This is a genomic window from Methanobrevibacter sp. V14 (assembly GCF_963082475.1).
Taxonomy (GTDB): domain Archaea; phylum Methanobacteriota; class Methanobacteria; order Methanobacteriales; family Methanobacteriaceae; genus Methanocatella.
In genome coordinates this window covers 82,082-108,007 of record NZ_CAUJAM010000008.1, presented here as the reverse complement: position 1 = coordinate 108,007, position 25,926 = coordinate 82,082, and the positions used below count along the sequence as shown (strand labels likewise).

General features: G+C 31.0%; 30 protein-coding genes. 12 read left to right on the top strand and 18 right to left on the bottom strand.

Features of this window, described 5'->3' with window-relative positions:
- Window positions 1–7 precede the first annotated feature (7 nt).
- The 6 genes from Q9968_RS06375 to Q9968_RS06350 all read right to left on the bottom strand — a co-directional run bounded on the left by Q9968_RS06375 (window position 8) and on the right by Q9968_RS06350 (window position 2,871).
- Entirely contained in the window at window positions 8–553 is a 546-nt protein-coding gene (locus tag Q9968_RS06375; RefSeq protein WP_305514611.1) for a DUF2112 family protein, read from the bottom strand.
- A 28-nt stretch (window positions 554–581) separates the two neighbouring features.
- On the bottom strand, window positions 582–1,355 hold the full coding sequence (locus Q9968_RS06370; RefSeq protein ID WP_305514609.1) for a proteasome assembly chaperone family protein: 774 nt from the start codon (window positions 1,353–1,355) through the stop codon (window positions 582–584).
- Window positions 1,356–1,362: 7 nt separating this feature from the next.
- Window positions 1,363–1,533 (bottom strand): RNA-protein complex protein Nop10, encoded by a 171-nt coding sequence (locus Q9968_RS06365; RefSeq protein WP_305514607.1) that lies wholly within the window; start codon window positions 1,531–1,533, stop codon window positions 1,363–1,365.
- 6 nt (window positions 1,534–1,539) lie between these two features.
- On the bottom strand, window positions 1,540–2,340 hold the full coding sequence (locus Q9968_RS06360; protein WP_305514605.1) for a translation initiation factor IF-2 subunit alpha: 801 nt from the start codon (window positions 2,338–2,340) through the stop codon (window positions 1,540–1,542).
- Between the two features lie 62 nt (window positions 2,341–2,402).
- The gene (locus Q9968_RS06355; RefSeq protein WP_067044971.1) at window positions 2,403–2,582 is read right to left on the bottom strand and encodes a 30S ribosomal protein S27e; all 180 of its coding nucleotides are present in this window, start codon (window positions 2,580–2,582) and stop codon (window positions 2,403–2,405) included.
- Window positions 2,583–2,592: 10 nt separating this feature from the next.
- The gene (locus Q9968_RS06350; protein WP_292739056.1) at window positions 2,593–2,871 is read right to left on the bottom strand and encodes a 50S ribosomal protein L44e; all 279 of its coding nucleotides are present in this window, start codon (window positions 2,869–2,871) and stop codon (window positions 2,593–2,595) included.
- Window positions 2,872–3,393: 522 nt separating this feature from the next.
- Between Q9968_RS06350 and Q9968_RS06345 the strand changes: the two genes are divergently transcribed.
- From Q9968_RS06345 to Q9968_RS06310, 8 genes are all read left to right on the top strand, one after another.
- Entirely contained in the window at window positions 3,394–4,011 is a 618-nt protein-coding gene (locus tag Q9968_RS06345) for a KH domain-containing protein (RefSeq protein ID WP_305514599.1), read from the top strand.
- Window positions 4,012–4,348: 337 nt separating this feature from the next.
- On the top strand, window positions 4,349–6,055 hold the full coding sequence (gene top6B / locus Q9968_RS06340) for a DNA topoisomerase VI subunit B (RefSeq protein ID WP_305514598.1): 1,707 nt from the start codon (window positions 4,349–4,351) through the stop codon (window positions 6,053–6,055).
- Between the two features lie 9 nt (window positions 6,056–6,064).
- A complete protein-coding gene (locus Q9968_RS06335) occupies window positions 6,065–7,162 on the top strand; it encodes a DNA topoisomerase IV subunit A (RefSeq protein WP_305514597.1) in 1,098 nt (365 codons plus the stop codon).
- 223 nt (window positions 7,163–7,385) lie between these two features.
- Window positions 7,386–7,658 (top strand): metal-sensing transcriptional repressor, encoded by a 273-nt coding sequence (locus Q9968_RS06330; RefSeq protein WP_305514595.1) that lies wholly within the window; start codon window positions 7,386–7,388, stop codon window positions 7,656–7,658.
- 248 nt (window positions 7,659–7,906) lie between these two features.
- A complete protein-coding gene (locus Q9968_RS06325) occupies window positions 7,907–9,580 on the top strand; it encodes a cation-translocating P-type ATPase (protein ID WP_305514593.1) in 1,674 nt (557 codons plus the stop codon).
- A 32-nt stretch (window positions 9,581–9,612) separates the two neighbouring features.
- Window positions 9,613–9,816 (top strand): heavy-metal-associated domain-containing protein, encoded by a 204-nt coding sequence (locus tag Q9968_RS06320; protein ID WP_305514591.1) that lies wholly within the window; start codon window positions 9,613–9,615, stop codon window positions 9,814–9,816.
- Window positions 9,817–10,463: 647 nt separating this feature from the next.
- Window positions 10,464–11,480 (top strand): phosphorylating glyceraldehyde-3-phosphate dehydrogenase, encoded by a 1,017-nt coding sequence (locus Q9968_RS06315; protein WP_305514589.1) that lies wholly within the window; start codon window positions 10,464–10,466, stop codon window positions 11,478–11,480.
- Window positions 11,481–11,515: 35 nt separating this feature from the next.
- A complete protein-coding gene (locus Q9968_RS06310) occupies window positions 11,516–12,352 on the top strand; it encodes a TIM barrel protein (RefSeq protein WP_305514587.1) in 837 nt (278 codons plus the stop codon).
- Here Q9968_RS06310 and Q9968_RS06305 read toward each other — a convergent pair.
- The 4 genes from Q9968_RS06305 to Q9968_RS06290 form a co-directional block, all read right to left on the bottom strand.
- Window positions 12,349–12,858, bottom strand: a complete 510-nt coding sequence (locus Q9968_RS06305; protein WP_305514585.1) for a zinc ribbon domain-containing protein — start codon at window positions 12,856–12,858, stop codon at window positions 12,349–12,351. The genes Q9968_RS06310 and Q9968_RS06305 overlap by 4 nt on opposite strands.
- 60 nt (window positions 12,859–12,918) lie before the next feature.
- Entirely contained in the window at window positions 12,919–13,185 is a 267-nt protein-coding gene (locus tag Q9968_RS06300) for a transcriptional regulator (RefSeq protein WP_305514583.1), read from the bottom strand.
- A 105-nt stretch (window positions 13,186–13,290) separates the two neighbouring features.
- Entirely contained in the window at window positions 13,291–13,557 is a 267-nt protein-coding gene (locus Q9968_RS06295; RefSeq protein ID WP_305514582.1) for a hypothetical protein, read from the bottom strand.
- On the bottom strand, window positions 13,554–14,054 hold the full coding sequence (locus tag Q9968_RS06290) for a hypothetical protein (protein ID WP_305514580.1): 501 nt from the start codon (window positions 14,052–14,054) through the stop codon (window positions 13,554–13,556). The genes Q9968_RS06295 and Q9968_RS06290 overlap by 4 nt, the downstream gene beginning before the upstream one ends.
- Window positions 14,055–14,133: 79 nt before the next feature.
- Between Q9968_RS06290 and Q9968_RS06285 the strand changes: the two genes are divergently transcribed.
- A complete protein-coding gene (locus tag Q9968_RS06285) occupies window positions 14,134–15,255 on the top strand; it encodes an AAA family ATPase (protein ID WP_305514578.1) in 1,122 nt (373 codons plus the stop codon).
- A 4-nt stretch (window positions 15,256–15,259) separates the two neighbouring features.
- On the opposite strand, the gene hemA is transcribed toward Q9968_RS06285, so the two are convergent.
- Genes hemA through Q9968_RS06270 form a run of 3 tightly spaced genes read right to left on the bottom strand, consistent with a single transcriptional unit; the run spans window position 15,260 to window position 17,563 of the window.
- The gene (gene hemA, locus Q9968_RS06280) at window positions 15,260–16,459 is read right to left on the bottom strand and encodes a glutamyl-tRNA reductase (protein WP_305514576.1); all 1,200 of its coding nucleotides are present in this window, start codon (window positions 16,457–16,459) and stop codon (window positions 15,260–15,262) included.
- Window positions 16,456–17,076 (bottom strand): bifunctional precorrin-2 dehydrogenase/sirohydrochlorin ferrochelatase, encoded by a 621-nt coding sequence (locus Q9968_RS06275; protein WP_305514573.1) that lies wholly within the window; start codon window positions 17,074–17,076, stop codon window positions 16,456–16,458. The genes hemA and Q9968_RS06275 overlap by 4 nt, the downstream gene beginning before the upstream one ends.
- 1 nt (window position 17,077) lies before the next feature.
- Complete coding sequence (locus tag Q9968_RS06270; protein WP_305514571.1) at window positions 17,078–17,563, bottom strand: methanogenesis marker 9 domain-containing protein; 486 nt, start codon at window positions 17,561–17,563, stop codon at window positions 17,078–17,080.
- 741 nt (window positions 17,564–18,304) lie between these two features.
- On the opposite strand from Q9968_RS06270, the gene Q9968_RS06265 reads away from it, so the two are divergent.
- A complete protein-coding gene (locus Q9968_RS06265) occupies window positions 18,305–19,240 on the top strand; it encodes a 3-hydroxyacyl-CoA dehydrogenase (protein ID WP_305514570.1) in 936 nt (311 codons plus the stop codon).
- Window positions 19,241–19,903: 663 nt separating this feature from the next.
- Here Q9968_RS06265 and Q9968_RS06260 read toward each other — a convergent pair.
- The 5 genes from Q9968_RS06260 to Q9968_RS06240 form a co-directional block, all read right to left on the bottom strand.
- Window positions 19,904–20,773 carry a hypothetical protein gene (locus Q9968_RS06260; protein WP_305514568.1) on the bottom strand — a complete coding sequence of 290 codons (870 nt, stop codon included), beginning with the start codon at window positions 20,771–20,773 and terminating at the stop codon, window positions 19,904–19,906.
- Window positions 20,774–20,823: 50 nt separating this feature from the next.
- Window positions 20,824–21,558 carry a proliferating cell nuclear antigen (pcna) gene (pcn, locus tag Q9968_RS06255; protein ID WP_305514566.1) on the bottom strand — a complete coding sequence of 245 codons (735 nt, stop codon included), beginning with the start codon at window positions 21,556–21,558 and terminating at the stop codon, window positions 20,824–20,826.
- 576 nt (window positions 21,559–22,134) lie between these two features.
- Entirely contained in the window at window positions 22,135–22,533 is a 399-nt protein-coding gene (locus Q9968_RS06250; RefSeq protein WP_305514564.1) for a hypothetical protein, read from the bottom strand.
- An 11-nt stretch (window positions 22,534–22,544) separates the two neighbouring features.
- A complete protein-coding gene (locus tag Q9968_RS06245; protein WP_305514562.1) occupies window positions 22,545–23,300 on the bottom strand; it encodes a CPBP family intramembrane glutamic endopeptidase in 756 nt (251 codons plus the stop codon).
- Window positions 23,301–23,391: 91 nt separating this feature from the next.
- Window positions 23,392–23,595, bottom strand: coding sequence for a helix-turn-helix transcriptional regulator (locus Q9968_RS06240; protein ID WP_305514560.1), 204 nt, complete (start codon window positions 23,593–23,595; stop codon window positions 23,392–23,394).
- Between the two features lie 132 nt (window positions 23,596–23,727).
- Between Q9968_RS06240 and purB the strand changes: the two genes are divergently transcribed.
- Both purB and Q9968_RS06230 read left to right on the top strand, forming a co-directional pair.
- On the top strand, window positions 23,728–25,077 hold the full coding sequence (gene purB / locus Q9968_RS06235; protein ID WP_305514558.1) for an adenylosuccinate lyase: 1,350 nt from the start codon (window positions 23,728–23,730) through the stop codon (window positions 25,075–25,077).
- Window positions 25,078–25,926 (top strand): hypothetical protein, encoded by an 849-nt coding sequence (locus Q9968_RS06230; RefSeq protein ID WP_305514557.1) that lies wholly within the window; start codon window positions 25,078–25,080, stop codon window positions 25,924–25,926.

Here is a 25,926-nt window from a genome sequence, read left to right as displayed (position 1 = left end):
TTAAATGTTAGAACGTATTATTATTTAATATTTTTTTAACTTCATGAAGTGAGCATTTCTGGTTATTATCTGTTAAATCAGTGTTAATTTCACTATTTGATTTGAAATCTTTTAAAAAAGCGTTTGTTTTATGTATTAACTCAATGATTTCTTTTTGAGTAGTGGGATATTGAAGTTTTAATGTTGGAATGTCTAAATCATTAACAATTTTAACCAGCAAACTATGAGCGTTATTACATGAATTGCCTCCGAACAATATTAACTCATTTAAAGAATTGTACATTCTTTTATAGTTTTTCGGACGCTTTCCAATAATTATGGCTGCATCAGCATCATCAATAATTTTAGAAAATAAAAACAGCCTTGATTTTACACCAGATGGAAGTTCACTAGACGAATATTTGGTAATTAAGCTATTAAAAGTTAAATTTCCATCACAAATATCCATGTTATCATATTTGGAAAAATTAGATGGAGATAAATAAGTGTGTCCATTTTTTTCGATTAATGGAATGACAATCATTGAAGCATCAGGTATGACAATAACATTCATAAAAAAAGTAAATGAATATTGGATTGAACTATCCAATATATCTTAAATCATCAGCATTTCCAGCATTGGCTTTGTTGATCAAATCCTGTTCCATTTGCTGAGCCTTAGCAATCATTTCTCTGGTTTTTTCAGCTCTTTCTTCTAATTTATTAGTATTGATTTCAAAATTGAGCAATAATGATAATTTATTCAATAAAGCTTCAGCAGCTTCAGCATCAATAAAGTAACCTGGAGTTTCCCCCATGAGACAGCATCCTTCGATTCCTTTACGAGTTCCCAAACCTAAGAATAATCCGGAAGCCCCAACAATGCCACCGTCATTAGATCTTACTTCAATCTCAGCTTCTTTTAATAATTCAACATTAGCTTCACAAGTAGCCGCTCCAAAGACTTTGGGATTTTCAATAGGTTGTGGGGAAGTAACCATGCCGCCTAAAGTGAAAATTCCATTAATATTGTAATTTGAAACAAATTCTAAGACTTCTTTACATACCAAATATTGTCCTTCAGGAGATAAAGCCTGAGTGTTGCCTACAAGAATAATTAAATCTAAGTTATCTTCACCAACATCTTTTAAGTAATACAACTCATTTAACATGTTCTCGATTATGCCCTCTTCTTTTACAAAAACTTGCGGAGGAAATGATGGAGAATAAATTTCAGCAAATTTAGTAGCTCCCAATTCATCAATAATATAATCTGCAGCTAATTTGCCAACATGTCCAAGACCGGGCAACGCTTCTATAAAAATAGGATTATCCAATTCGATTTCTTCTAAAACACTTATTTCAGTAGTATTCATACAATAACTACTCCTTATTCATTGCTTCTTTTTTTAAAATACGGCGGTATTTACCATATTTATCCTCAACTGAAAATTTAGGAGGATAAATTACTTTAAGTTGCCCGCCACATTTTGGGCAAGCATCTTTCAAAGTATAAATTCCACATTCAGGACATTTATTCATTTTCATATTCATAAGAATCTAATTATTATCTAACTCTCTTAAAAATGAACCGTTGCCTCCAGATCCTTCAACAACTGCAATACATCTTTCAGCAGCTGTTTTAAGAGTTTTTTCCGCCAATATATAATCAGTAGATTTTACGGTAATCCTATATCTTGGAGCACCAACACATTGGACTTTAATCTCTTCTTCCTCATTGTCATGTTCTTCAGCAGCCCTTAGTGCAGCAATGATAACATCAACACCATCAGGTACAAAAGTTTCAATATCTACATAACCACTAATGTGAACTTCAGGAGGAGTAATGTTTTTTACAGCTACTTCAGCAATAGCATCAGCCCAATCCTGAGGGATTCCTTCTTCAGTTAAAGATTCTGCTCCTTCATCAGCAGCAGTTTCAAAAGCGCCATAAACATCCCCAAAGATGTCCATGAGCTCATAACCTACTTCATCATAAGCTTCATTTAAAGTCTTATCTAAAGATTTAGCAGATAATTCTAATAATTTTTCAGCTTTTTGTTCAATTTTCCAATGTTGGATTTTTTTAGTTCTTTGGTCTTCACGGATTCTTTTTAAAGAAGCATCAACATGCCCCTTTTTAGGGTTTACTCTTAAAACACGACAGACAATCTTTTGATTTTCTCTTACATGATCTCTAATATTTTTAACCCATCCAGAAGATACCTCAGAAATGTGAATGAAAGCTTCTTTGCCCTGATATTCTTCTAATTTAGCAAAAGCCCCATAATTAAGAACTTTATATACTGTACCGACAATAAGTTCCCCTTCATCAGGCCATTCTTGATTTTTTCTTACCATACTCTCACCAACATTTAATAGAAATTATAAAAAATAGTAAAAAATAAGTTTAAAACTAAAATTTAGTTTAAAACTTTTTCAATGTGTGCAGTGATTTTAGCTTTAGCACCGCGAGATTTGACAAGGGTTTTGCCACAAATAATACATTTTACATCAGATGCTGCACGATCAAAGATTACTTGTTCATTGTCACAATCCAAACATTTAACTTTTAAAAAGTTTCCTCTACCTTTACTAACCATGTTAACCACCTTATTTAGCTACGAATTCAGGTTTACCTGTTCTGAAAGATTGTTTAATGTGAGATTTTCCACATTCCTTACATTTAAGTCTTAAATCTAATTTTTTAACTGGTTTGTTTCCAGCAGGTAAAGGCCTTGGGTAACCTCTGTAACCAGCAGTTACACGTCTGAATTGTCTTTGTCCCCAGGTTAATTCACTAGCTTTTCTTTTCTTTGCAGTGTGAACTTCATGTACTGTGTGTCTTTTACAATGAGGACAATATGTTCTTTTTTCCTTTGGTATTTTCATTTTTTCACCGTTAATTAATAAGTTATGATAAATCTAGTTGTGAATTTATCTAAATTCAATTTCTATCAAAAAAGTAGAGATAAAAACTGCATTGTAACGCATCAAGTCTACATACAGCAGAAATCCAAATTATATAAAATACAATTTTTTATTATCACAAATAGATACAATTAATATGTCTATAAATTAAGTTATTTAAAGGTAATGGAAAACTTGCACTTTCAAACTTTAGTGATAGATTATTTTTTTAATTATAAAGATGCCTCCAAATATCAGAAAACAGTTTTTAGGAGGTTTGTCATTAAATCCATAATTTCTTAATTTTTCTTAGTTTTCTAATTTTTATAGTCTTGAAAGGTGATGATGGCATTTTGAAATTAATCGGAACTACAAAAAATGCAGTTGACAACGAAAATCAACTAATAAATACCATTTACAACGTGAGAACACTATTTTAACAAAAGATTTAAACATTTAAAATGCAATAAATATTACTAATTCTAATTAAAAAAGGTGAAAAATATGCCAGAAACTGATTATTTAAAAATACCACAAAACAGAATAGGGGCATTAATAGGAAGCAATGGCAATATTAAAAAATCCATTGAAAAAGCAACTGGAACCATCCTAGATATTGATAGTGATGAAGGCACAGTTCATATTACGCCAAAAGAGGATATAGAAGATCCATTAGGAGTTTGGAATGCAAACCATATCGTTAAAGCAGTAGGACGTGGATTTAATCCAGAAGTGGCGCTTAAACTTGTTAGCGATGAGGTATATTTAGAAGTACTTAGTCTGCCATTGTATATTGGCAAATCTAAAAAAGCCCTTGCAAGACATAAAGGTAGAATTATTGGAAAAGATGGAAAAACACGTGAAATAATCATGGAAATGACCGAGGTCGATATGGCAATTCAGGGTAAAACCGTTTCACTTATTGGAGAAATGGACAATATCATGGTTGCAAAAGAAGCTGTTGAAATGATTTTGAATGGTTCTAGACATAAAACCGTTTATGGATTTTTAGAGCACAAAAAAGAAACATTAAAAATGAAAGAGTTCAAAGATCTTGTTGGAATTGAAGATGACAAAATTGAATTTAAAGACAACATTGACTTTGATGAAAAAGATTTTTAGGAGTTTTATTCTCCTAACTCATTTTTATAATTTAACAAAAATTAGAAGCTAATTGTTTCTTATCAAATAAATATTACAACATCACATCAATTTTAATAACATATCTATATAAAAATTATTTCAATACTTAAAAGATTTTATATACTTTAACCGACATATATAGATAACATAGTACAAATACTATATTTTCCACATGTTTTTAAATTATTATTTTACCAGAAATTTAAGCAATCTAGATAGGGCAATGAATAAATATTACTTTTCAAATGCTCTCTCACTTTATTTAAATATAGTAAGCTAATAACTTTAAACATGTAATTTATAAGGAGGAAAAATTTTGGCTCAACAACAATTAGGATTAGATTGGGAAGAAGACTTTCAAAGATTGACTCCATCTGAATTCTTTAGAAAAAACAAACAGATGCTGGGATTTACTGGTAAAATCCGTTCATTAACCATTGTATTCCACGAATTGATTACAAACAGTTTTGATGCATGTGAAGAATCTGAAATATTGCCCGATATTGACATCGAATTAAAACGCATTGATAAGGAACATTATGTTTTGAGACATAAAGATAATGGACCCGGAATTCCTGAAGACTATGTAATGCAAGTGTATTGTATGATGTTTGCAGGATCCAAATTCAGAAACATACAATCTAGAGGACAGCAAGGTTTAGGTTGTAGTGGTTGTGTACTCTTATCCCAAATGACAACAGGTAAACCTGCTCATGTAATTTCATGTTACAAAGATGGAGATGAAATTAAAGGAGTGAAAATGAAATTCCAAATGGATGTTAAAAACAACCGTGGAATTTTAATGGAAAGAGAAGATTTCCCTGCAGAATCAACTGGAGTATGTATCGAATTACAATTTAAAGATGTTTCATACTCACTTGCAGAACAAGGTGCTTTTGAATATATCCGAAGAACCATGATTGGTAACCCTCATGCGAAAATCACATTCAGAGATCCTTCTGGACACAAATACATCTTTAAAAGAGCAGCGGATGTTGTGCCGGTGCAACCAAAAGAAGTATTACCTCACCCTAAAGGCGTAAGTGCTGATGATTTAGTGGAAATGGCTCAAAATACAGACAGTAGAAGATATAAAAGCATGCTAACTTCTTCAATGTCAAGAATGTCCAATAAAAGAGTAGATGAAATTGCTGAGATAACTAGAATTGACATGAACAAACGTCCGAAAGCAATGACATTCCAAGAGGCAGAAGCCATTGTTCACTGCTTTAAGAAAATGAAATTCATGGCTCCTCCAACAGACGGACTTATACCAATCGGATCTGAACAGATTGAAAAAGGTATGAAGCAAATTCTTAAACCTGAATTTGTAACAACCATAACCCGAAAACCAGTCACATATGCAGGCGGTGTTTCATTTATTATTGAAGCGGGTTTGGCTTATGGTGGAGATGCTGGAAGAGTGGTTAATGAAAAAAGAAAATCTGAAATTATGAGATTCGCTAACAGAGTTCCATTAACCTTTGATGCAGGAAGCTGTGCCATTACAGAAGCTCTTAAAAGTATTGATTGGAAACGTTACGGTTTAAAAGATATGGATAACACTCCATTAACCTTATTTGTCAATATTATTTCAACTCAAGTACCTTACCTTTCAACAGGTAAACAAAGCGTATCACCTGAACCTGAAATCGTTCACGAAATCCGACAGGCAACTATGAAATTAGCTCGTAAATTACAAAAACACTTAAGAGCTAAAAGAGCCGCTAAAGAAAAAGAAAAACGTTCAAAAGTATTTGAAGAATACGTGCCAGTTATTATTGAAGAAGCCGCAAAACTTGGTGAAACTGGAGTGCCTGAATACCACAAAGTACTTGCAAAAGTAACCAAAAGAGCTCTTGCAGAGTTGCTTGGTGAAAAAGTTGAAGAAGAAGATGAAGAAGAAGAACTTGATGCAATCATCATGGAAGAGCTTGATGAAAGAGGCCATGTAGTTAGTGAAGGAGAATCCACATTAGATGGCTTCCAAGAAGATGATGTTGAAGATGGTTTTGAAGATTAGGTGATTTAAATGACTGAAGTTGAAGAAAAAGGAAAATCCCATAGGGAAAAAAGAAAAGAATACACCTATAACAAATTAAAAGGGTTAGGTCAGGAAATTATTGAAGAAATTGAGAAGAATAAAGTCCCTAATCTCAGAGTTCCATCCAGAGGTACTGGAAATATTGTTTATGATGATGCTAAAAGATATTACGTATTAGGTGACAGATACGGTAGAAGATCACTTGGTAATGTAAAACAAATCAGAAAATTAGGACAAATGGTTTATGTAGCTAATTTCTGTAAAGATTTAGTAGCAAGAGAAAAAACCGCAACAATCAGGGAGATGTATTATGTTTCCGAAGGTTGGGGAATAAGTTTTAAAACACAACAGGAATCCAACATTGTAGGAGAAGACTTAGAAGTAACTCTCGGTACTACCCGTGAAGATTTAGGTTTAATGCCAGAAGAAGACGGTGCATCTGTTTATGGAGACATAACTCTCTTTGATGAAGTAGAGCTTAATGCCGCAAATGTTGGAAAATCCGGCTATACAATATCACCGACAATTGACCAAGTAGAATTCTTAGATTGTAATGTAGATAAAGTATTGGCCGTGGAAACCATGGGAATGTTTCACAGATTAGTGCAAGAAAATGCTCATAAAAGATTTAATACATTGATTGTAGGGCTTAAAGGACAAGCTGCCCGTGCTACAAGAAGATTTATTAAAAGAGTAAATACTGAGTTAGGTTTACCTGTATATATCTGTAACGACGGAGACCCTTGGGGATTCCACATTGCACAGGTTATTATTTCTGGAAGTGCAAAATTAGCTCACGTTAATCATGACCTCGCAACTCCTGATGCTAAATTCATTGGAGTAACTGCATCTGATATTATCAATTATGACTTACCAACCGATAAACTCAAAGATGTTGATGTTATGAGACTCAAAGAGCTTGCTAAAGACCCAAGGTATAAAGGTGACTTCTGGCAAACAGAAATCAAAAAGATGCTTAAAATTGGTAAAAAAGCAGAACAGCAATCTTTCTCAAAATATGGTCTTGAATATGTAGTAGATACATATTTCCCGGCTAAATTTGAGGAAATGGAAAATCAGGCTTAAGCTGAAATTTTCCTCCTTTTTAATTTTTTTAAATAATTTTTTCCAAAGACGAATATCCTCTAAATTTAATTTTATACTATTTCTATTAATCATTTCATCCATAAATCAAATTAAGAACATTAAAATTAAAGAAAATGGAAAAATCATAATGCAAACTTTAGGCGAACAAAATATTTATATACTAAAAAAATCTTATACCCCAATAAGTATAGGATGTGATATTTTGAAACAATGTATGGATATTGACAATTTACATAGAAGAATTAAAAAAATCATTGGCCAGTTAAATGCTATTGATCGTATGATTGAAGAAGATATTCCATGTGAACAAATTTTAATGCAAATAAATGCATCAAAATCAGCATTACATAAAGTAGGATACATCATTGTTGAAGGACACCTTGAAAATTGTGTTAAACAAGCTATTGAAGATAAAGATTCAGATGAAGCCATTGGAGATATTTCTTCAATTTTAGAATACTACTCCCGAATTTAATTTTTTTTAAAATAAATATATACCCTATGGGGTATACCTATACTAATGGAGCTGTTTAATATGAACCTTACAGAAGATAAAAAAAAGAGATATTAATCATAATAATATCCACAATTAGTGTAATTGCAAGTTTCATACTATCTCTCGATTATATTTCATGGATTGCAGTTATATTATGTGGAATACCCCTATTTAAAGACTGCATTGAAGGATTAATCGCTGAATTTGACATAAAAGCAGATTTGCTTGTGAATATAGCCATTATTGCATCAATAATAATTGGTGAAATATTTGCAGCAGGAGAAATTGCGACAATTATGACTATTGGAGGATTTTTAGAAGAGTATACAGTATCAAAAGCACAAGGAAGAATTAAAAAACTTGTAAAAATGACTCCTCAAGTTGCAACAAGAATTAGAAATAGAATTGAAGAAAAAATTGATGTAAAAGAAGTAGAAATTGGAGATATTCTTAAAGTGCTTCCAGGAGAAAGTATCCCAACTGATGGAATCATCATAAGTGGTGAAACATCAATCGATCAATCAACATTAACAGGAGAATCATTGCCTGTTGATAAAAAAGCAAATGATGAAGTTTACAGTGGATGTATCAACCTTTATGGATCATTTACAATGAAAACCACTAAAGTAAGTGAAGATAGTTCACTTCAAAAATTAATTAAATTAGTTGAATCATCCTCTCCCGAGAATTCAAAAATCGTAAGACAAGCAGACAAATGGGCAACGATGATTGTTGTAATAGCTTTTTCAGCAGCGATCTTGACTTATTTATCCACATTTGAAATAATCAGATCAGTGACAATATTAGTAGTATTCTGTCCATGTGCATTAGTTCTTGCAACACCGACTGCCATTATGGCTTCTATTGGAAATTTAACAAAATACGGCATTTTAGTAAAAGATGGTCAATCAATAGAAGAATTATCCTGTGTAGATGAGTTAATATTTGACAAAACCGGAACTTTAACACATGGCACTCCTGAAGTTATAGATATCATATCCGATAATCCCAATGAAATGATGTATCTTTTGACTTCCCTTGAATCAAAATCAGAACATCCACTAGCAAGAGCTATTGTTAAACAGTACAATAGTTCTGGATCAGCAGAAGTTAATGACTTTAAAATGCATATTGGAATGGGAGTCACCGGAACAATCAACAACTCAAAAATAACTGCAGGAAATAGAAAACTTCTCAGTAGCGAAAATATTCCATTAAAATATGACAAAGAGCCAGAAAACAGCGAAATAGAAATATTTGTAGCCAAAGATAGAGAAATTATTGGAAAAGTACTTCTTGCAGATACACTTCGCGAAACTTCAAAACAAACAATTAAAAAGCTTAAAAGATTGAAAGTCAGAACAACATTACTTACAGGAGATAATGAAACAACTGCAAAAGAGATTGCAAATCAAGTTAAACTCAGAAATGTAAAAGTGAACTGTTTACCTGAAGACAAAACAGAATATATTAAACAGGAACAATTAAAAGGAAATAAAGTTGCTATGATTGGAGATGGAGTTAATGATGCGCCATCACTTAAAAAAGCAAATGTTGGAATAGCCATGGGAAAAATCGGAAGTGATGTTAGTATTGAAACTGCAAATATTGCACTGATTAATGACAATATTGATGATATCCCCCATTTAATTGGAATTGCTCGCAAAACAATGAAAACCATTAATCTAAGTATCGGTTTTGCTCTAACATTGAACATTATTGCAATGGCACTGGCTATTTTAGGATGGTTAAATCCGATTGAAGGAGCATTAATTCACAACATTGGTTCGGTTATTGTAATTATTTATTCATCTACATTAACCAACTATGAATTATCATATAAAGATTATAAAGTTAAAAAATTAGGCGCAACTAAACATTTAAATAAATCAAATACTTAAATGTTAACTATAAATAATAAGGTGAATTTCATATGAGTGAAAAAGAAATTAAAGTAGTGGGCATGCACTGCCCATCATGTGTAAATGCTGTTGAATTATCTTTAAAAGATGTTGATGGAATTGAAGATGCTAAAGCAGATTTAGATTCCGGCATTACCACAATTACAATGTCTGATGATGTGAGTGATTCAGAAATTAGCGATGCTGTTGAAGAGGCAGGTTTCAAAGTAGAATAATCTCTACTTACTTTTTCTTTTTGTGCGACAAACAATTATCTTTTAAATTTTGTCATATGGACTCATTTTCTTTTTTTGAGAGTCTTATGTTAGACGTGTCGGTGCAATGGGAGAACCTAAACTCAGGTCGCATCTGACAGAGGATAAACCTGATAAGTCTAGAATTGTCCCTAATTATTTGTTTACTAATCCGGAAACTGGTTCTCAGTTACTTAGGATGAGCTGGTTTTGCTAAATTACCATTGAAGTATGTAACTGCTCCGTATAATCGTGAGTATTGGGACCATATTTAGAAAATAAAGTTCAAAGCTGTTTGAAGTGTTTATATTGATAGATTCATATATCATCTGCTTCAGATAACTAATATACTTGAGCCGACTTGTTTGAAAACAGATACGGACAGTTCTGGAGGATGAGTGAGTAATCACTCCAACTTATCAGACCATTAATAAAATTTTTAAAATTCCGACATTTAACAATAGTTTTAAATTTAGATAACCCCCACATAACCTACACACCAAATTCCTATCATTTGTTGAACTTTAATAATTAATCCTATTAAGTCAAATATCAAATTTTAAATAAGTCAAATAACAAAATATAACCCATATAATAAATTTAATATTATAAAAGAAAAAGGGATGAAAATGAAAACTGTTGCAATTAATGGTTATGGAACCATCGGTAAAAGAGTGGCTGATGCTGTAGCTGCTCAAGACGACATGAAAGTAATTGGTGTAAGTAAAACTAGACCAAACTATGAAGCAAGAACTGCTGTTGAAGAAAAAGGATATCCACTATACATCGGAATTCCAGAAAGAGAACAATTGTTTAAAGATGCTGGAATTGAAATAGCCGGTACCGTTGAAGATATGATTCAAGAAGCAGATGTAGTTGTTGATTGTACCCCTGGAAGTATTGGATCGCAAAACCTTGAAATGTATAAAAAAGCAGGTGTTAAAGCGATTTATCAAGGTGGAGAAGACCATGAGCTAACAGGCCTTTCATTTAATGCTATTTCTAATTATGATGATTCCTATGGTGCAGATTACACCCGAGTAGTTTCATGTAACACCACAGGATTAACTCGTACATTATCTACAATTGATCCTATTGCAGATATCAAAAAAGTAAGAGCAGTAATGGTGAGAAGAGGATCGGATCCTTCTGAAATCAAAAAAGGACCTATCAATTCAATTGTTCCAAATCCACCGAAAGTGCCTTCACACCACGGCCCTGATGTAAAAACCGTCATGAAAGGTATTGATGTAACAACTATGGCATTACTCGTGCCAACTACTTTAATGCACCAGCACAACATTATGGTTGAAATTAACAATGATGTTGAAACTGAAGATGTTGTTGAAGCATTAGAAAAACGTTCTAGAGTAATAGTTGTATCTGCTGAAGAAGGTTTAGGCTCAACCGCTGAGTTAATGGAATACGCTAAAGAATTCGGAAGAAACAGAAACGATTTATATGAAATTCCGGTTTGGAGAGAATCTGTTAATGTAGTGGATAACGAATTGTTCTACATGCAAGCAGTACATCAAGAATCCGATGTAATACCTGAAAATATTGATGCAATTCGTGCACTTTTAGAAATTGAAAGCAATAACGAAAAATCAATTGATAAAACTAACAAAACTATGGGAATCTTCTAATTCTCCTCTTTTTTATTATTTTTTAATCGATTTAAATGAAACATGAAGTGCTTTTTGGACCTGCGGGAAGTCCTATAAATTATAAAGGAGCAGGATATAAAGCTCCAAGCTACATTCAAGAAGAAGACCTAGACTCTTATGAATACCAATCACCATACGGCGTTAGGATTGGTGAAGACTCTGCAAATACTCTTAAAAAAGAATCTAAAAAACATGATATTTTAGTTTCCATGCACGCACCATATTACATTAATTTATGTGCAAAAGAAGAATCGAAACTTGAAAAAAGTATTGGGTATTTAATCGCAGCTGCCCGTGCGGGAGAATGGATGGGCGCATATCGTTTAGTATTTCACCCAGGAGCTTATTTGAATAGAAAACCTCAAAAAGCTATGGAAATATCCAAAAATACTGTTAATAGATTATTCGAAGAACTTGAAAGCGAAGGCATTAAAGAATTTACATTCGCTCCCGAAACTACAGGCAAGCGTACACAGCTTGGAAATGTTTCAGAAGTGGTTGAATTATGTGCAACATTTGACAATTTTGAACCAACAATTGATTTTGCACATGTTCATGCACGTGGTCGTGGATTTTTAAATAAAAAAGAAGATTACAATTGCATTTTCTCAACAATTGAAGACAACTTGGATATTGACATATTGCATTGCCACTTCACAACAATTGAATATGGTCATGGAGGGGAAGTGAAACATCACACATTAGCTGAAAGTGATGAATATGGTCCGAATATCGAAGATTTACTTTCTAATTTAATTGATAATGGTTGGAGAGCAAATATTATTTGTGAAACCCCTGAAAGAGACCTTGATGCTTTAAAAATGAAAAAATTGTACGAAAATATGATTTAATAATCCTTTACAGAATCAATTAAATCATCCATTTCATTAAATAAATTATTTATATCCTCATTATCTTTTTTATTGGAACTTAATTGAATTACAAGTTCATTTATTAAATCTTCCATTTTATCAACAAAAGCATTTAATGTTTTTATTTTATTTTCAATTTCACCATCAACAAAACTGTTTTCATCCAATTCCATCATTCTATGGGCAATGATTACTTGATTTGTAAAAAGTTGATTAGATTTGGTAATGGAAGATGTGAATTTAGAATAAGACATATGTGTAGGATCAAATAATTTTTCAACTAATTCGCTGGCTTTAGATTGTTTTGAATTATAATCATTTTCAATTTCATCAATTCTGGATTTGTATTTAGAAAGAGCTTTAACAGCATGGGGTTTATAGTATTGATAAACTTTTTTACCGCATTGGGAACAAAAATGTTGATTTGGAACTAATCTAGCTCCACAGTAAATACAGAAATGATTATGATTATCTTCAAAACTCATAAATTAATATTTGTATGATTGTATTTAATATATTTTAACTAAAAAATATGTGATAGAGGTTTAATCCTCTTTAAAATAACTAGCAATTATTTGACCTTTACTAGTTAATCTATATATTCTATTTCTACGCTTTTCCTCGTTTATGCATTCTGCAATATCCCTATCTTTTAAATCTCTTAAAATATTAGAAATATGTGTTATTCGAATGCCAGAATCTTTTGCTATTTGAGTGGGAGTTTTATTTTCATCCATTAATTCTTTTAATGCTTTAGTTCTGTATGATGAAATTCTTATAAAAGCAACTAATTTTAATATTTCGTCATCCATAATAACACCAATAAATAATGTTTAAATTAAACAATATTTAAAGTTATATACAATATAAATAAACACAATAACAATTAAGTAACATCCATTAACATGTGCCAGATACTATACCTTTTTTAAATGTAAAACAACAATTTCGGATTCAGTTTCCCACCTCATTGGAGCATCCATAGAACCTACCCCAGTAGTCACATGGAGATATTTGCCCAATCTATTTTCAAATAATCCCTTAGTATATTTAAACATTAAATTTCCAAACCAAACTACAGGATAGAATTGCCCTCCATGAGTATGACCAGATAATTGAATATCAAATCCTAATGAAGAAAATTCCTTCCAATAATAAGGAACATGATAATTGAGAATATTCACCTTATTGGGATTAATCCATGATTTATCCATTTTTGGAACGGATTTATCAGTGAAACTACATCTGACAAATGTACAATGTCAATGTCTCTTTTCAAATTATCTAATTTTATAGTTTTTTCATGGATGACCAAATTATGAGCTTTCCAATAAGTATAAACCCCTAAGATAGGTACAATAGACAATAAACTTATAATTAAACTTACAGACAACGTTATAAAACTTCCAATGAAATAAATTATCAAAATATCCATAAAAAACATTAAAGACACCCACATCCAAATTCCATCTAATGTTGTTAGAAACCTAGTTATTTTTCTTGATTTTCTAGTTTCAAATAACATAGGCATGAAATGATTCAATCCAATTAAAATTGTCATTGCCAATGAATAAATATCATTTAGCCCTCCAATTAATAAAAATACATATTTAAGTAAGAAAAACTCAAATAACATGTAAAATTGAGTTATAACCAATACTCTTTTTGTTCTAAAACTCATTAAATTAATATATTACAACAACTATTTAAATAATTAAAGCTAATCTTTGATTATATATAAAAAACTTGGAGGTGATTATTTGAAAAGTGACAGTAAACAACTAGAAATTAAAACAAATAACCAAAAAACATCGAAAATAGAAAATGAAAATAAAGATTGTGCAGAATTAGTTGTTATTAAACCTGTAGGATATCCCTTTGATTTTACATTAATGGATGAAAATATAGAAATTACAAACACCGGCCTATTTGAAGAATATGCTCGAGAGCAATGGCTGGGTTTAGTTGTTAAAGAAAACGCTTTTTTATTTGATCAAAAAATAATTCCTGATTACGGTTTTGAAATTATAAGTGCAAAACCTGACAATTCCATAATTTCAGAAAAAACTAAAATTAAAATCATTACTGATGAAATAGAAAAGACTACTGACAATAAAGTTAACTCGAATATCGCACTTGATGATATTGTTGGTCAGGACAATGCGAAATCAAAAGTTAAAGTTATAACAAAATATTTGGAAAATCCTGAAAGTTTTGGACCTTGGGCTCCAAAAAATATTTTATTTTACGGACTTCCAGGTACCGGCAAAACAATGCTTGTCAAAGCACTTGCCAATGAGCTTGACATTCCGCTATATTTAGTTAAAGCTACTTCATTAATCGGCGAACATGTTGGAGATGCAGCATCAAAAATCCAAGAATTATTTAAAAAGGCATCGGAAAATGCACCTGCAATAATATTTATTGATGAAATTGATGCTATTGCACTTCATAGATCATTTCAAGCTTTGAGAGGAGACGTTAGTGAAATTGTCAACTCTCTTTTAACAGAAATGGATGGAATTGAGGAAAATAAAGCAGTTATAACTATCGGCGCCACAAATAATCAAAATAGCTTAGATTTAGCAGTGCGCAGTAGATTTGAAGAAGAAATTGAATTCAAACTTCCAGAGGACAACGAAAGACTAAACATTATAGAAAATAACCTTAAAACAATGCCATTAAAACATGATTTAGACTTAGATAAAATTGTCAAACTTACCAAAGGATTATCTGGCAGAGATATAAAAGAAAAAATATTAAAAACAGCAATGCACAATGCCATCTCAAATGATTCGGAAACAATCACCATTGAAAATATAAATTATGCTTTGAATTCTTCTAAAATTAAAAATAATGATGTTAAAGGAATGTTTGAATGAAAGTTCAATCATTCTTAAAAATATATTGCGCCACATCCAAAATATCTTGATTATCATCTTTTGCAGCTTGTTTAATATTTTTAGAAATATCAAAAAAGATTTTGTTGACTATAGAATTTGTTAAATTATCAAGTATTTTGACACTGCCCTCTACATCGACCAACTTCGCAGATGCTTTTTGAGTTTCACGTTGTCTTATATCTTCCATAGATGCTCTTAAAGTGCCAAGCATTTCATCAACTTCCATCATTTTAAACGATTCTTGAAGTAAAATGAACTCACCATTGATGATATTTTCAGCTTCTCCAAATTCATTAATTCTGAGTTGAGTATTTTCATCGGCAATTTCACGTAAATCGTCAATATTGAACAATTTAACGCCTAATTCACAAACATCCTCAGAAATATCCCTCGGATTTGCAATATCAACAATCATCAAATTCTCATAATCCATATCAATGCCTAAAAGACGTTTTTTAGTGATAATTGGGTGTGGAGCACTAGTGGCACTAATTACCAAATCCGCACTAGCTAAATACTTTTCTAAATCAGTGAAAAGAATAGCTTGTCCACCCAAATCCCTTGCCAGATTGACTGCAACATAAAATGTACGGTTAGCAACAAAAATAGCCTGTAAATTTTTTTCTGCCAATGCCTTTGCAACTAATTTACCCATTTTACCTGCGCCAATAACCAGAACAGACTTGTCATCCAAGTTGCCAATATGCTTTTCAGCCAAATTGATTGCAGCAGAACCTATTGAAACAGCGCCTTTATTAATATTGGTTTTATTCCTAACAACTTGACCCACATGAATGGCTTTTGTAAAAATGGCATCAAGAGACTTTCCACAATGGTGATTTTTACAAGCTTTGTGCTTTGCATCTTTAACTTGGCCTAAAATTTGGTCTTCACCAACAATCATTGATTCCAAACCAGAAGTCATTCTAAGCAAATGCATTACAGCAGATTGACCATAATCAATTATAATATTCTGATTTTTATGAGACAATAATTTTTCATCTTCAGGTATGAAATCACTATTAATATAATATTCCTTCCTGTTACATGTAGAAATTTCGATATACTCGCTAATTAAATATTTTTCTTGTAATTGCCAAAATAACTCGTCAATATCTTTTGCAATATTTTCCATTGATTGAATATCTGCAATTTTATGGTCAACTCTCAAATTAAGTATCAATATAATCCCCTTATTAAATTATCAATATAATCCTTTGCCTCATCAATTTGGCGATTTTCAATAAAATCATTTACCTCATCATCTTCAAAAAGCCGGTAAAGATATTTTCTTCTCTCTTTTTGATTTTCAACTACATCCTTTAATTTTAATCGAACATAATCTTGAAGTTCAATTTCTAAAAGATCCTCTTCACTAATAATTGACTGAATCTTTTTCCGCAATTGACGAGCCATTAATGGACTTTTTCCATTAGTAAAAATAGATATTTCAACATCACCAATACTGAAGCTTGTAGGAACAATAATATTTCCGCCATATGGATAATCAGCACGATTAATTAATTTATCCTGTGAAATTTTTGAAACATAATTAGATAACTCTTTATCCCCACTTGCAACAACAACTAAATCTGCCCATTGGACCAATTCATCAACTTCATCAGTTGAACATAAAATAGCTCCCTTACTTTCTAAATCATCAGCTAAATTGTTTCCAGCTAATTTAACATTAGCCCCATGGTCTAAAAATTTATTTGCCCTCCTTGTTGCAACTTCACCAGTCCCTAAAATAAAAACATTTAAGGCATCAGTTTTTAAATAAAGAGCAGTCCAATCCATTTCAATCAGCAACATCCTCAAGAGATTTCGCATGCAATACTTTTACAGCAGCTCTTAAATCATTATTACAGTCAGTTAAAACATTCATTGCTTCAAGTTTAGACACATTAAATGTTTCAGCTAAAACTTCAGCTCTTTCATCTGGATGGGGTTTTTGAACACCAATTAATCTTTCAGACAATTCCTTTTTCAAGTCCAGATACTCATCATGAGACATTCCCATATTCCTTAAAGTCATGTCCCTTAATGGACAAGGTTTGGATGGTTTACAACACCAAACAAGTGATCCAAAACAAGTTCCTGCACCTTCACCTAATCTAGTTTCTTTTCCAAATTGAATTTTAATATCAACATACTCCTGCGGAGTTAAATTAACTTCCTGCAACGCATTTAAAATTGGACATGGCTTAACTGGCGGACAACAAAAAGCAAGTCCCCTTACATCTCCCCCTCTACAAATGTGAGATGGTGCATCTTCCCAAGTCATAATAATCCTCCAAAATAATTTTCGTTTCTCATTAAATAATTAAAATATTAATATAATTTATTTGAGCTCTGAATATATAATCTTTTTTATGAAGGAGGCTCTTTCAAAAACATGAAATAAAAAGATCCAAAATAAATTGAAAAAAATTCTACCAACTAAGTATTTGACAGTTTAACATACAATAAATTGTGAATTAACAGTAATAGATGAAACAGGACATACAATTGACAGACCAGACCATTATTACGCAAAATAAGGGAAGATGCAGAAAAAACTACATTAAAAACCATATTGCAATTGATATCGACACAAGAATAATCTTAAATTGCTCGGCAAATCGAGATTCAAAATACAACACACAATTAGCAATGCCATCAATAAGACAATTAAAACCATACTTCCCCAATTATATATTAGCAAATAAAGCTTATGATTCAAAATTCATGAAAAAATGTATAATTTTATTTAATCATCATCTGGTTCATCTAATTTTTTTATCTTCCAAAGTTAAAGTCAAATTCAAACTAATAAGCAAGTATTAAAATTGTTGAATACATATCAAACCCCATATCATCCTGAACAACTGCATTAACAATTAAGAAGTTTTGATTATTAATCTAATTATCATCAAACAATACATCTTAAGTTTCAAGGAATGCTTTTACACTTGATAAACTTGGCAGTTTATATATTAAAAAATACATAAATCAGTATATAAGTTAAGTAATGGAGGTTTTTCAAATGAGTATGAAAAAAATCGTTGTCGCAGGTGGAGGAGTGCTTGGAAGTCAAATTGCACTCCAAACAGTTTACTGTGGATTTGATGTTACAATTTGGCTTAGAAGTGAAGGATCTATTAAAAGAGCTCAACCAAAACTTGAAAGGTTTAAAAACATCTATGTTGACACTCTTGAAAAAATGAAAACAGATGCAGGCGCATACTGTAGAGGATTATCTAAAAAAGCAGATTTGAGTTCTGAAGAATTAGATGCTTTAAAAGAACAAGTACAAAATGCATATGATAACTTGAAATTAACAACAAGTTATGAAGAAGCAGCAAAAGATGCGGATTTAATTATTGAGGCTATTTCTGAAAATCCAGAGCAAAAAATCGCATTTTACCAAGAATTAGCAAAATACCTTGAAGATAAAACAATAATTGTAACAAATTCTTCAACGTTGCTTCCATCAATGTTTGCCGAATATACTGGAAGGCCTGAAAAGTACCTTTCATTACACTTTGCAAATACAATTTGGGCGAATAATACTGCTGAAGTAATGGGGCATCCTGGAACTGAACAAAAATACTATGATGAGGTTGTTAAATTTGCTGAAGACATTAACATGGTTCCTTTAAAACTTAAAAAAGAACAACCTGGTTATATCTTAAACTCACTTTTAGTTCCATTCTTAAATGCAGGTCAAGCATTACTTGCAAATGATGTAGCAGACCATGAAACAATTGATAAAACTTGGATTTTAGCAACAGGTGCTCCTGCCGGACCATTCCATATTTTAGATATTGTGGGACTTGAAACAGCATATAATATTGTCATTATGAATCCCGAATCAAAAGATCCTGAAACTACACCTGGAAAAATTGCTAAAATGCTTAAAGAAAAAATAGATGCCGGTGCAACTGGTATAAATACTGGAAAAGGATTTTATGAATATTAATCCTTTTTCATTCTTCTTATTTTAATTATTTCAATAGAACATATTAAATTCAAACCTGTTGGTGTTTTAGATAATTTATTTAAGAAATTCCTACAGTTAATAGTCATTCTAACTTTATCTTTTAAGTTTTCACCTTCATCAATTCCAACTGAACTTAATTGAAATTCATATTTATCTTCACCAACACTAGTTGCTCTTGAAACATCAATAAAAATCTAACTGATACAACATATTTAACATTAAACACTACTAAAAATGTTAACTGTTTATCATTAAGATAGACAGTACGCCGTATCTGAAACAAGCAATTTTAATTAAAGTTTATGAATTTTAAGAAATTGCTGTTCAAACCTATTGAAATTTAAATTTAATAAAAATTTGCATTTTCTCAGATTGAAAAAACGTAAAAATTCATAACTCAAAAAATTGATGAAAGCATTTAAATTTAAAAACAAATGAAAATTAATAGTGAAAATGACAAAAATGGGGAAAAATATTAAAAAACAAAATTAATGACAATCCCCTTAGTGAAAAATTTGTTTAAAATGAAACACACAAGTTTTTGAAATATCCAGAAAACTAAGTGAGTGTCAAAACTAATATTTTTTCGATGCATAATGATTTAGCATTTAACAATTTGGCGGGGATATTGTAAAAACATTATTAAATTTTAACCTTGCGACCTTTTCTATTTTTGAAAAATATTTTTGCATTAATTAATGGCAATGTTACTATATCTTGTGATCTGAAAGGTCCATAAACTTTCTCATCAACACATACAATAGCGCCTATTTCATCAAAAACAAGCATTGTAACAAGTTCTGTTTCTCTTGCCACACTTTGCGATTCAAAATCATAAAACTCATTTTGACTATCAAAAGCGTTTGGGTTATCTTCAATATTTCCAGCAGATTTTGATTGAACTTTTTTGATTGGTTTAGGGTTAACTTCAGAAACCTTAGGCTCAATAACCTCACTAACAGGTTTGGGACTAACTTCAGAAACTTTAGGCTCAATAACCTCACTAACAGGTTCTGAATTGGATTTTTTAATAGTTTTTCCAATTCCGGAGGTTAATGTATTTTTCTGAGGTTCTTTAGGTTTTATAATATGTTTTTTACTAAATTCTTTGTCATCGGAATATTCTGCAATGGAAATATTATTTCTATGGTTTTTTAAAACATCAATTAAAGAATAATAAAATTTTTCTTCCTCTGGAGTTAAATTTAAAGGGGTTGTATCCACTAAATCAAACTTTTGCTCATCAGTGAATAAATGATAAGATCTTTGTATATTTACAACAGCCGCTTCTGAAATTTTCTTCTCGCGTCTTCCGCAAATTTCATTTGCAATAATTTGAGATTGTTTAAGTAATGATAAAGCTTTAGAAAATGGATCGCTCATTGCCTGTTGTTTTAAAGCATCTATATACTCATGCATATCACTGTAAAAAGTCTCATCTACACGAGCTAATGTGCCATTGTTGCGCTCTTTTTTCTGAATTTTTCGCAATACTTGAAAATATTGATCCACTTAATACCATCTCGAACTATTAAAATAAAAAAAAAGATGAACCGATGAACTTAATCATCTTGTTCTAATCTAGGAGCAAGTAAAAAACTAAGTTTGCCATCGCCAGTTACCATATTAAGGGTTAAACTTAATGGCATATCAGTACCTAATCTAATTTCTGCTTCTTCCGAAAATTTATCTGCTTTAAGCATTTCTCTAATCTTGTCTAAAGAGAACAAAGATTTTACATGTTCTTGAATATTTTCCCCATGAAGATACTTAATACTAGCATCACCAAATTCACCATCAGCTGATGCCATGAAGTAGTCTTCATCGACTTGCAAAATGACTTTGTCCGAAAAGATATCCATATCGTTAATACAGTCTTTTAAGATTGAGAAACGTACTTTGAATTTAGTTGGGTGATCAATCACAGGAGGATTAGGATTATCATACTCAATGTCAATCAATCTAATTTTGAAAGTTCTTGTAGCATCTCCTTCAAAAGTAATGATAAAATTACCTTCATCTACAGACATTAATACCCTGTCTTGTGATTTAGCTCTTTTAAGAATTTTCATAAATTCGTCAGTATCAATATTAATCTTTTCAGGTACATCACAAATATATTCATCGAACAAACTAGCTTTAAGTTCTAAATGTACGAAAGTTATATGACTACGGTCTAAGGCATCTAATCTCATGCCTTCACTATCAGTTTGAATTTGTACTTCATCAACAATAGATGAAATAGCATCAAAACTGGTTTTTAATATACTAGAATCACTTAATTCTGCTTTAAACATAAATAATCCTCTTATAAATAATGTTAATATATTTATATTTTATATATTATAAGTTTAACTTTTTTTATTAATACGATCAATTATTAATCATTTCAACTCACAAACCAGAGCATTCTTACCATCACTTTTAATCAAAATCACCCATTATTAAAATGCATCAACATTATTTTCTTTTAATCTGATGACATCTTCTTTTGTTTTAATGCCATTTTCTGAAATAAAAATAACATCACCACCAACACATCTATACGTAGACCAATACTATTTTCAATGTAGGCTAAATTCATCAATATTTCATTATTTCAACATATGATTTCAGCACCAACTGCAAGGATACATCTTGTTTCATCCCCATCATGTTCAACAATCCATCCATTTGAAGGTGATGGCCTTTTGACCTCAATTATGGAAATTCATTAGCTATACTCATTAAGGAAACTTCGTTTTTTAAATCTCCTAAAGATATTGTGCCGTCTAAAGTTTCAAGTCTTTGTTTAATTTTTTCATTCATCCAACATGACAAAAACCTTAAATACATTATAAGAGAAATTTCATGAGACATTACGGTCATGGAAATTACATCTTGTCTTGTTCTTGACTGAACTGAATAACAATCTTTTTAATTTCTCTACTTTCCAAATAAGGTAGTTTTTCTCTTATTTCACATTCTAAATCTCTATTTAACTCTAATCGTTTTTGATTATAGCTTTCACCTTCAAATTCTGCCTTATACTGCTTATTCAAATTTGAGTATTTTGTGATTAAATGTTGGAGAACATTCCCAATATCCTCATCTAACCTATCATTGATTGTCTTTCTTTTTTTGACTTCACTAATGAAACCTACAAGAGTAATAAAAAAACCCAAAATAGTTATTGTTAAAGCCGGGACAAATATTTGCTGAATGTCAATAAAGACTATAGTGACAACTATTCCGGCGAAAATCAACACAATTCCAATTTTTCGCAAATCCATGATATGAGGTTTTATAAGTCCTTATTATTAATATTTTTCAATTCGGGAATTATTGACATGACAATTAATGCAAATGAAATAACAGCTAAAATAGACATTACAATAATAACTAAAGTGTTATTGAATAAAACATTACTTGAATCCAGAACAATAATAATCTCGGCAAATAAATTATTTAAAAAATGAGCAAATATCGGAACAACAATATTATCAGTTTTTAAGTACAAAATAGATACGCAAATAGCAAAAATAAATGCCGAAAAAATAGATCCGAAGCTATGAAGCGATGCAAAAAATACTGAGGAAACTAATACAGAAAACATTAAAGGAATAAATAATTTTAACCTATTTAGAAAAACTCCCCTAAATATTAACTCTTCAGAAATTGGTGCAACTACAACAATAGTTAGTAAACTACTGGACAATATTGAATAGGATGCCATGCTAAAATTAACTGTGAAAATATTTAAAATAAAATCGGCTAAATACAACATTCCATATGATAAAAATATGTTTAAAATAACTACTAAAAAAATTGTTTTGAGTAAATTCAGTTTGAACAGTTGTGAAATATCCTCTCCGAGTGATGGAATTTCATTTCTTAGTTTGAAAACAAAGTAAAAAATTACAAATACATAAATCCATATTGCATCTATATTAACTATGTTAAACTTAATAATAAAATAGTGAATTACGTATAATCCAACAATTAAAGACAATACTTCTTCTAAAGTGATTTTTTTAAGTTTATCATTAAATAAAGACATATAATCAAAAAGAAAATTTGTTTAAAAAAAATTATATACACAAATCTGAAAAATTAACCAGTTACCTATATCCTCCGAAAGTACTTAACACTTAAAATGCATCATCAAGTATAAATACATCTTCGATTGCATTTTTACCCAAAATTTTAGTAATTTTATATGCCAATACTAATGAAGGATTATAGCGAGCATTTTCTAAAGCATTGATAGTTTGACGAGTTACATCAGCCAGATTAGCTAACTCTTGTTGAGTCATACCTTTTTCTTGGCGGAACTGCCTTATTTTTGTTTCCAAGTTACCACCTATCATAAAACCTAAGGACAATAATATATTTTTATACAAAATAATATAAATGTTTGCTAAAATATAAAACTTTAAACAACTAAACTAATATTATTAAATAATAATTTTGTGAGTTGATAAAAAATGGCTATACACCCAATAGAATTTAGGTATGGTACTCCTGAAATGAAAAGTATTTGGGAAGAAGAAAATAAATTACAAAGAATGCTAGATGTAGAAGCTGCACTAGCACTTGCTGAAGGAAAACTAGGGATTATTCCCCAAGAAGTTGCTGATGAAATTGCAAAAAAAGCCAATATTGATTATGTTAAATTAGAAAGAATGAAAGAAATTGAAGCTGAAACCAATCATGACATTGCTGCATTATCAAAATCAATTACTGAAGTATGTGAAAATGGTGCAGGAGAATATGTGCACTTTGGAGCTACATCTAACGATATTGTAGACAGTTCAAATTCATTACTTATTCGTGACTCTATTAATGTGTTAGAAGATAAATTAGAAAGATTAACTAAAATAATGCTCAAACTTACTAGTGAAAACAAAATGAAGGTGTGCATTGGCCGTACACACGGCCAACATGCGCTTCCAACTACATATGGTATGAAATTTGGTATTTGGGCAGATGAATTGCACAGGCAATATGTAAGATTAGAAAATGCAAAATCAAATGTTTGTATTGGAATGATGGATGGGGCGGTTGGTACAACTGCAGCTTTAGGCGAGCAAGGTTGGGAAATCCATAAAACAGTTGCAGAAATTTTAGGATTACCTGCAGCTACAATTACAAACCAGGTTGTACAAAGGGACAACCATGTTGAGTTCATAAGTGTTTTAGCTAACATTGCAAGTACATTAGATAAAATTGCACTTGAAATCAGAAGCTTGCAGCGAACTGAACTTATGGAAGTCGGAGAATACTTTGACCCTGAAAAACAGGTTGGAAGCAGTACCATGCCGCATAAAATGAATCCTATTACTGCTGAACGGATTTGTGGTGTTGCAAGAATTGTAAAATCCTATGTTAATGCAGCTCTTGACAATAATCCACTTTGGCATGAAAGAGACTTGACCAATTCATCTTGTGAAAGAATAATGTTTCCGGAAAGCTGTATTTTAACCGATTACATCCTAAACTTAACTATCAAATTAATGAATAATTTAGTATTCTATGATGAAAACATTGAAAGAAACTTAAACTTGACTAACGGTTTAATCATGGCTGAAAGATTAATGGCTGAGCTAACACGTGCAGGAATGGGAAAACAAACCGCATATGGAATTGTTAGGAAAAACGCTATTAAAGCAAATAAAGAAAAATTATTACTTGGAGAGTTAATCTTAAAAGACATCGAAGTTCAAAAATATCTAACAGAAGATGATGTTGAAAAAATAATGGATCCTCACACATACATTGGATCTATTCCAACAATTATCGATGAATTACTTAAAAAATCTGAAAGGTGGTTTTAAATGACAAATGCAAAAGAATTACGTTCAATTGAACTGGCTTCCTTTACTACAATAACAACAGGAATCTCAGTTGTATTTTCAATAATTATTGCTATAATCATAGCAATTGTAATAAGTTTGACTGCACCAAAAGGTGCAAGTGTTGCAATCTACTTAATTCCAACAATTATCGTTGGAACATTTATGTTTACAATATACAATACCTTCTGTGAAGGTTTATTATACAATCTCCTCGCTAAAAGATTTAAAACAATCTTTATAGAAATTAAAGATGATAAAGAAATTGTTAAAATTTCTACAACTGAAACTGCAATGATGCTTTCAATTATTGCAACAATAGAAGCGATTTTATTTTATTTAGTTTCAGTTTTAATCCTGCCTTTGTTTTTAAGCACAATGATGCAAACTTTAATGTATTCAGGTCAGCAAATCCTAGCATATCAGGTTTATAAATTATTGCTTGTAATCAGCCAACCGACAATAATTGCAATTTTAATTTTTGGTACTTTGATTATAACTTTTGTATTTGTTTTACTTGGAACCCTAATCTACAATTATTTATCAGGCAGAGGCAGAGGAATTGTTTTGAATTTAGTTAAGGAAAATGATTATACTGCTATTGAATCAGTTGATGGTTTAAAATTAGCTATTGTATTTGCAATTATTAGCGGTGTTTTGAATTTGCTTTTTGCAATAATAATGGCTATAAGTGGAACACCAATCACCAACTCCATCGGTATTGTCCTGATTGGTTTTATTGGCGGATTTGTTGAAGCTTATCTCATTGCAATATTCTACAACTATTTATCCCCAAAACTAGGAAAATTAAAAATAGAATTAATTGATTAA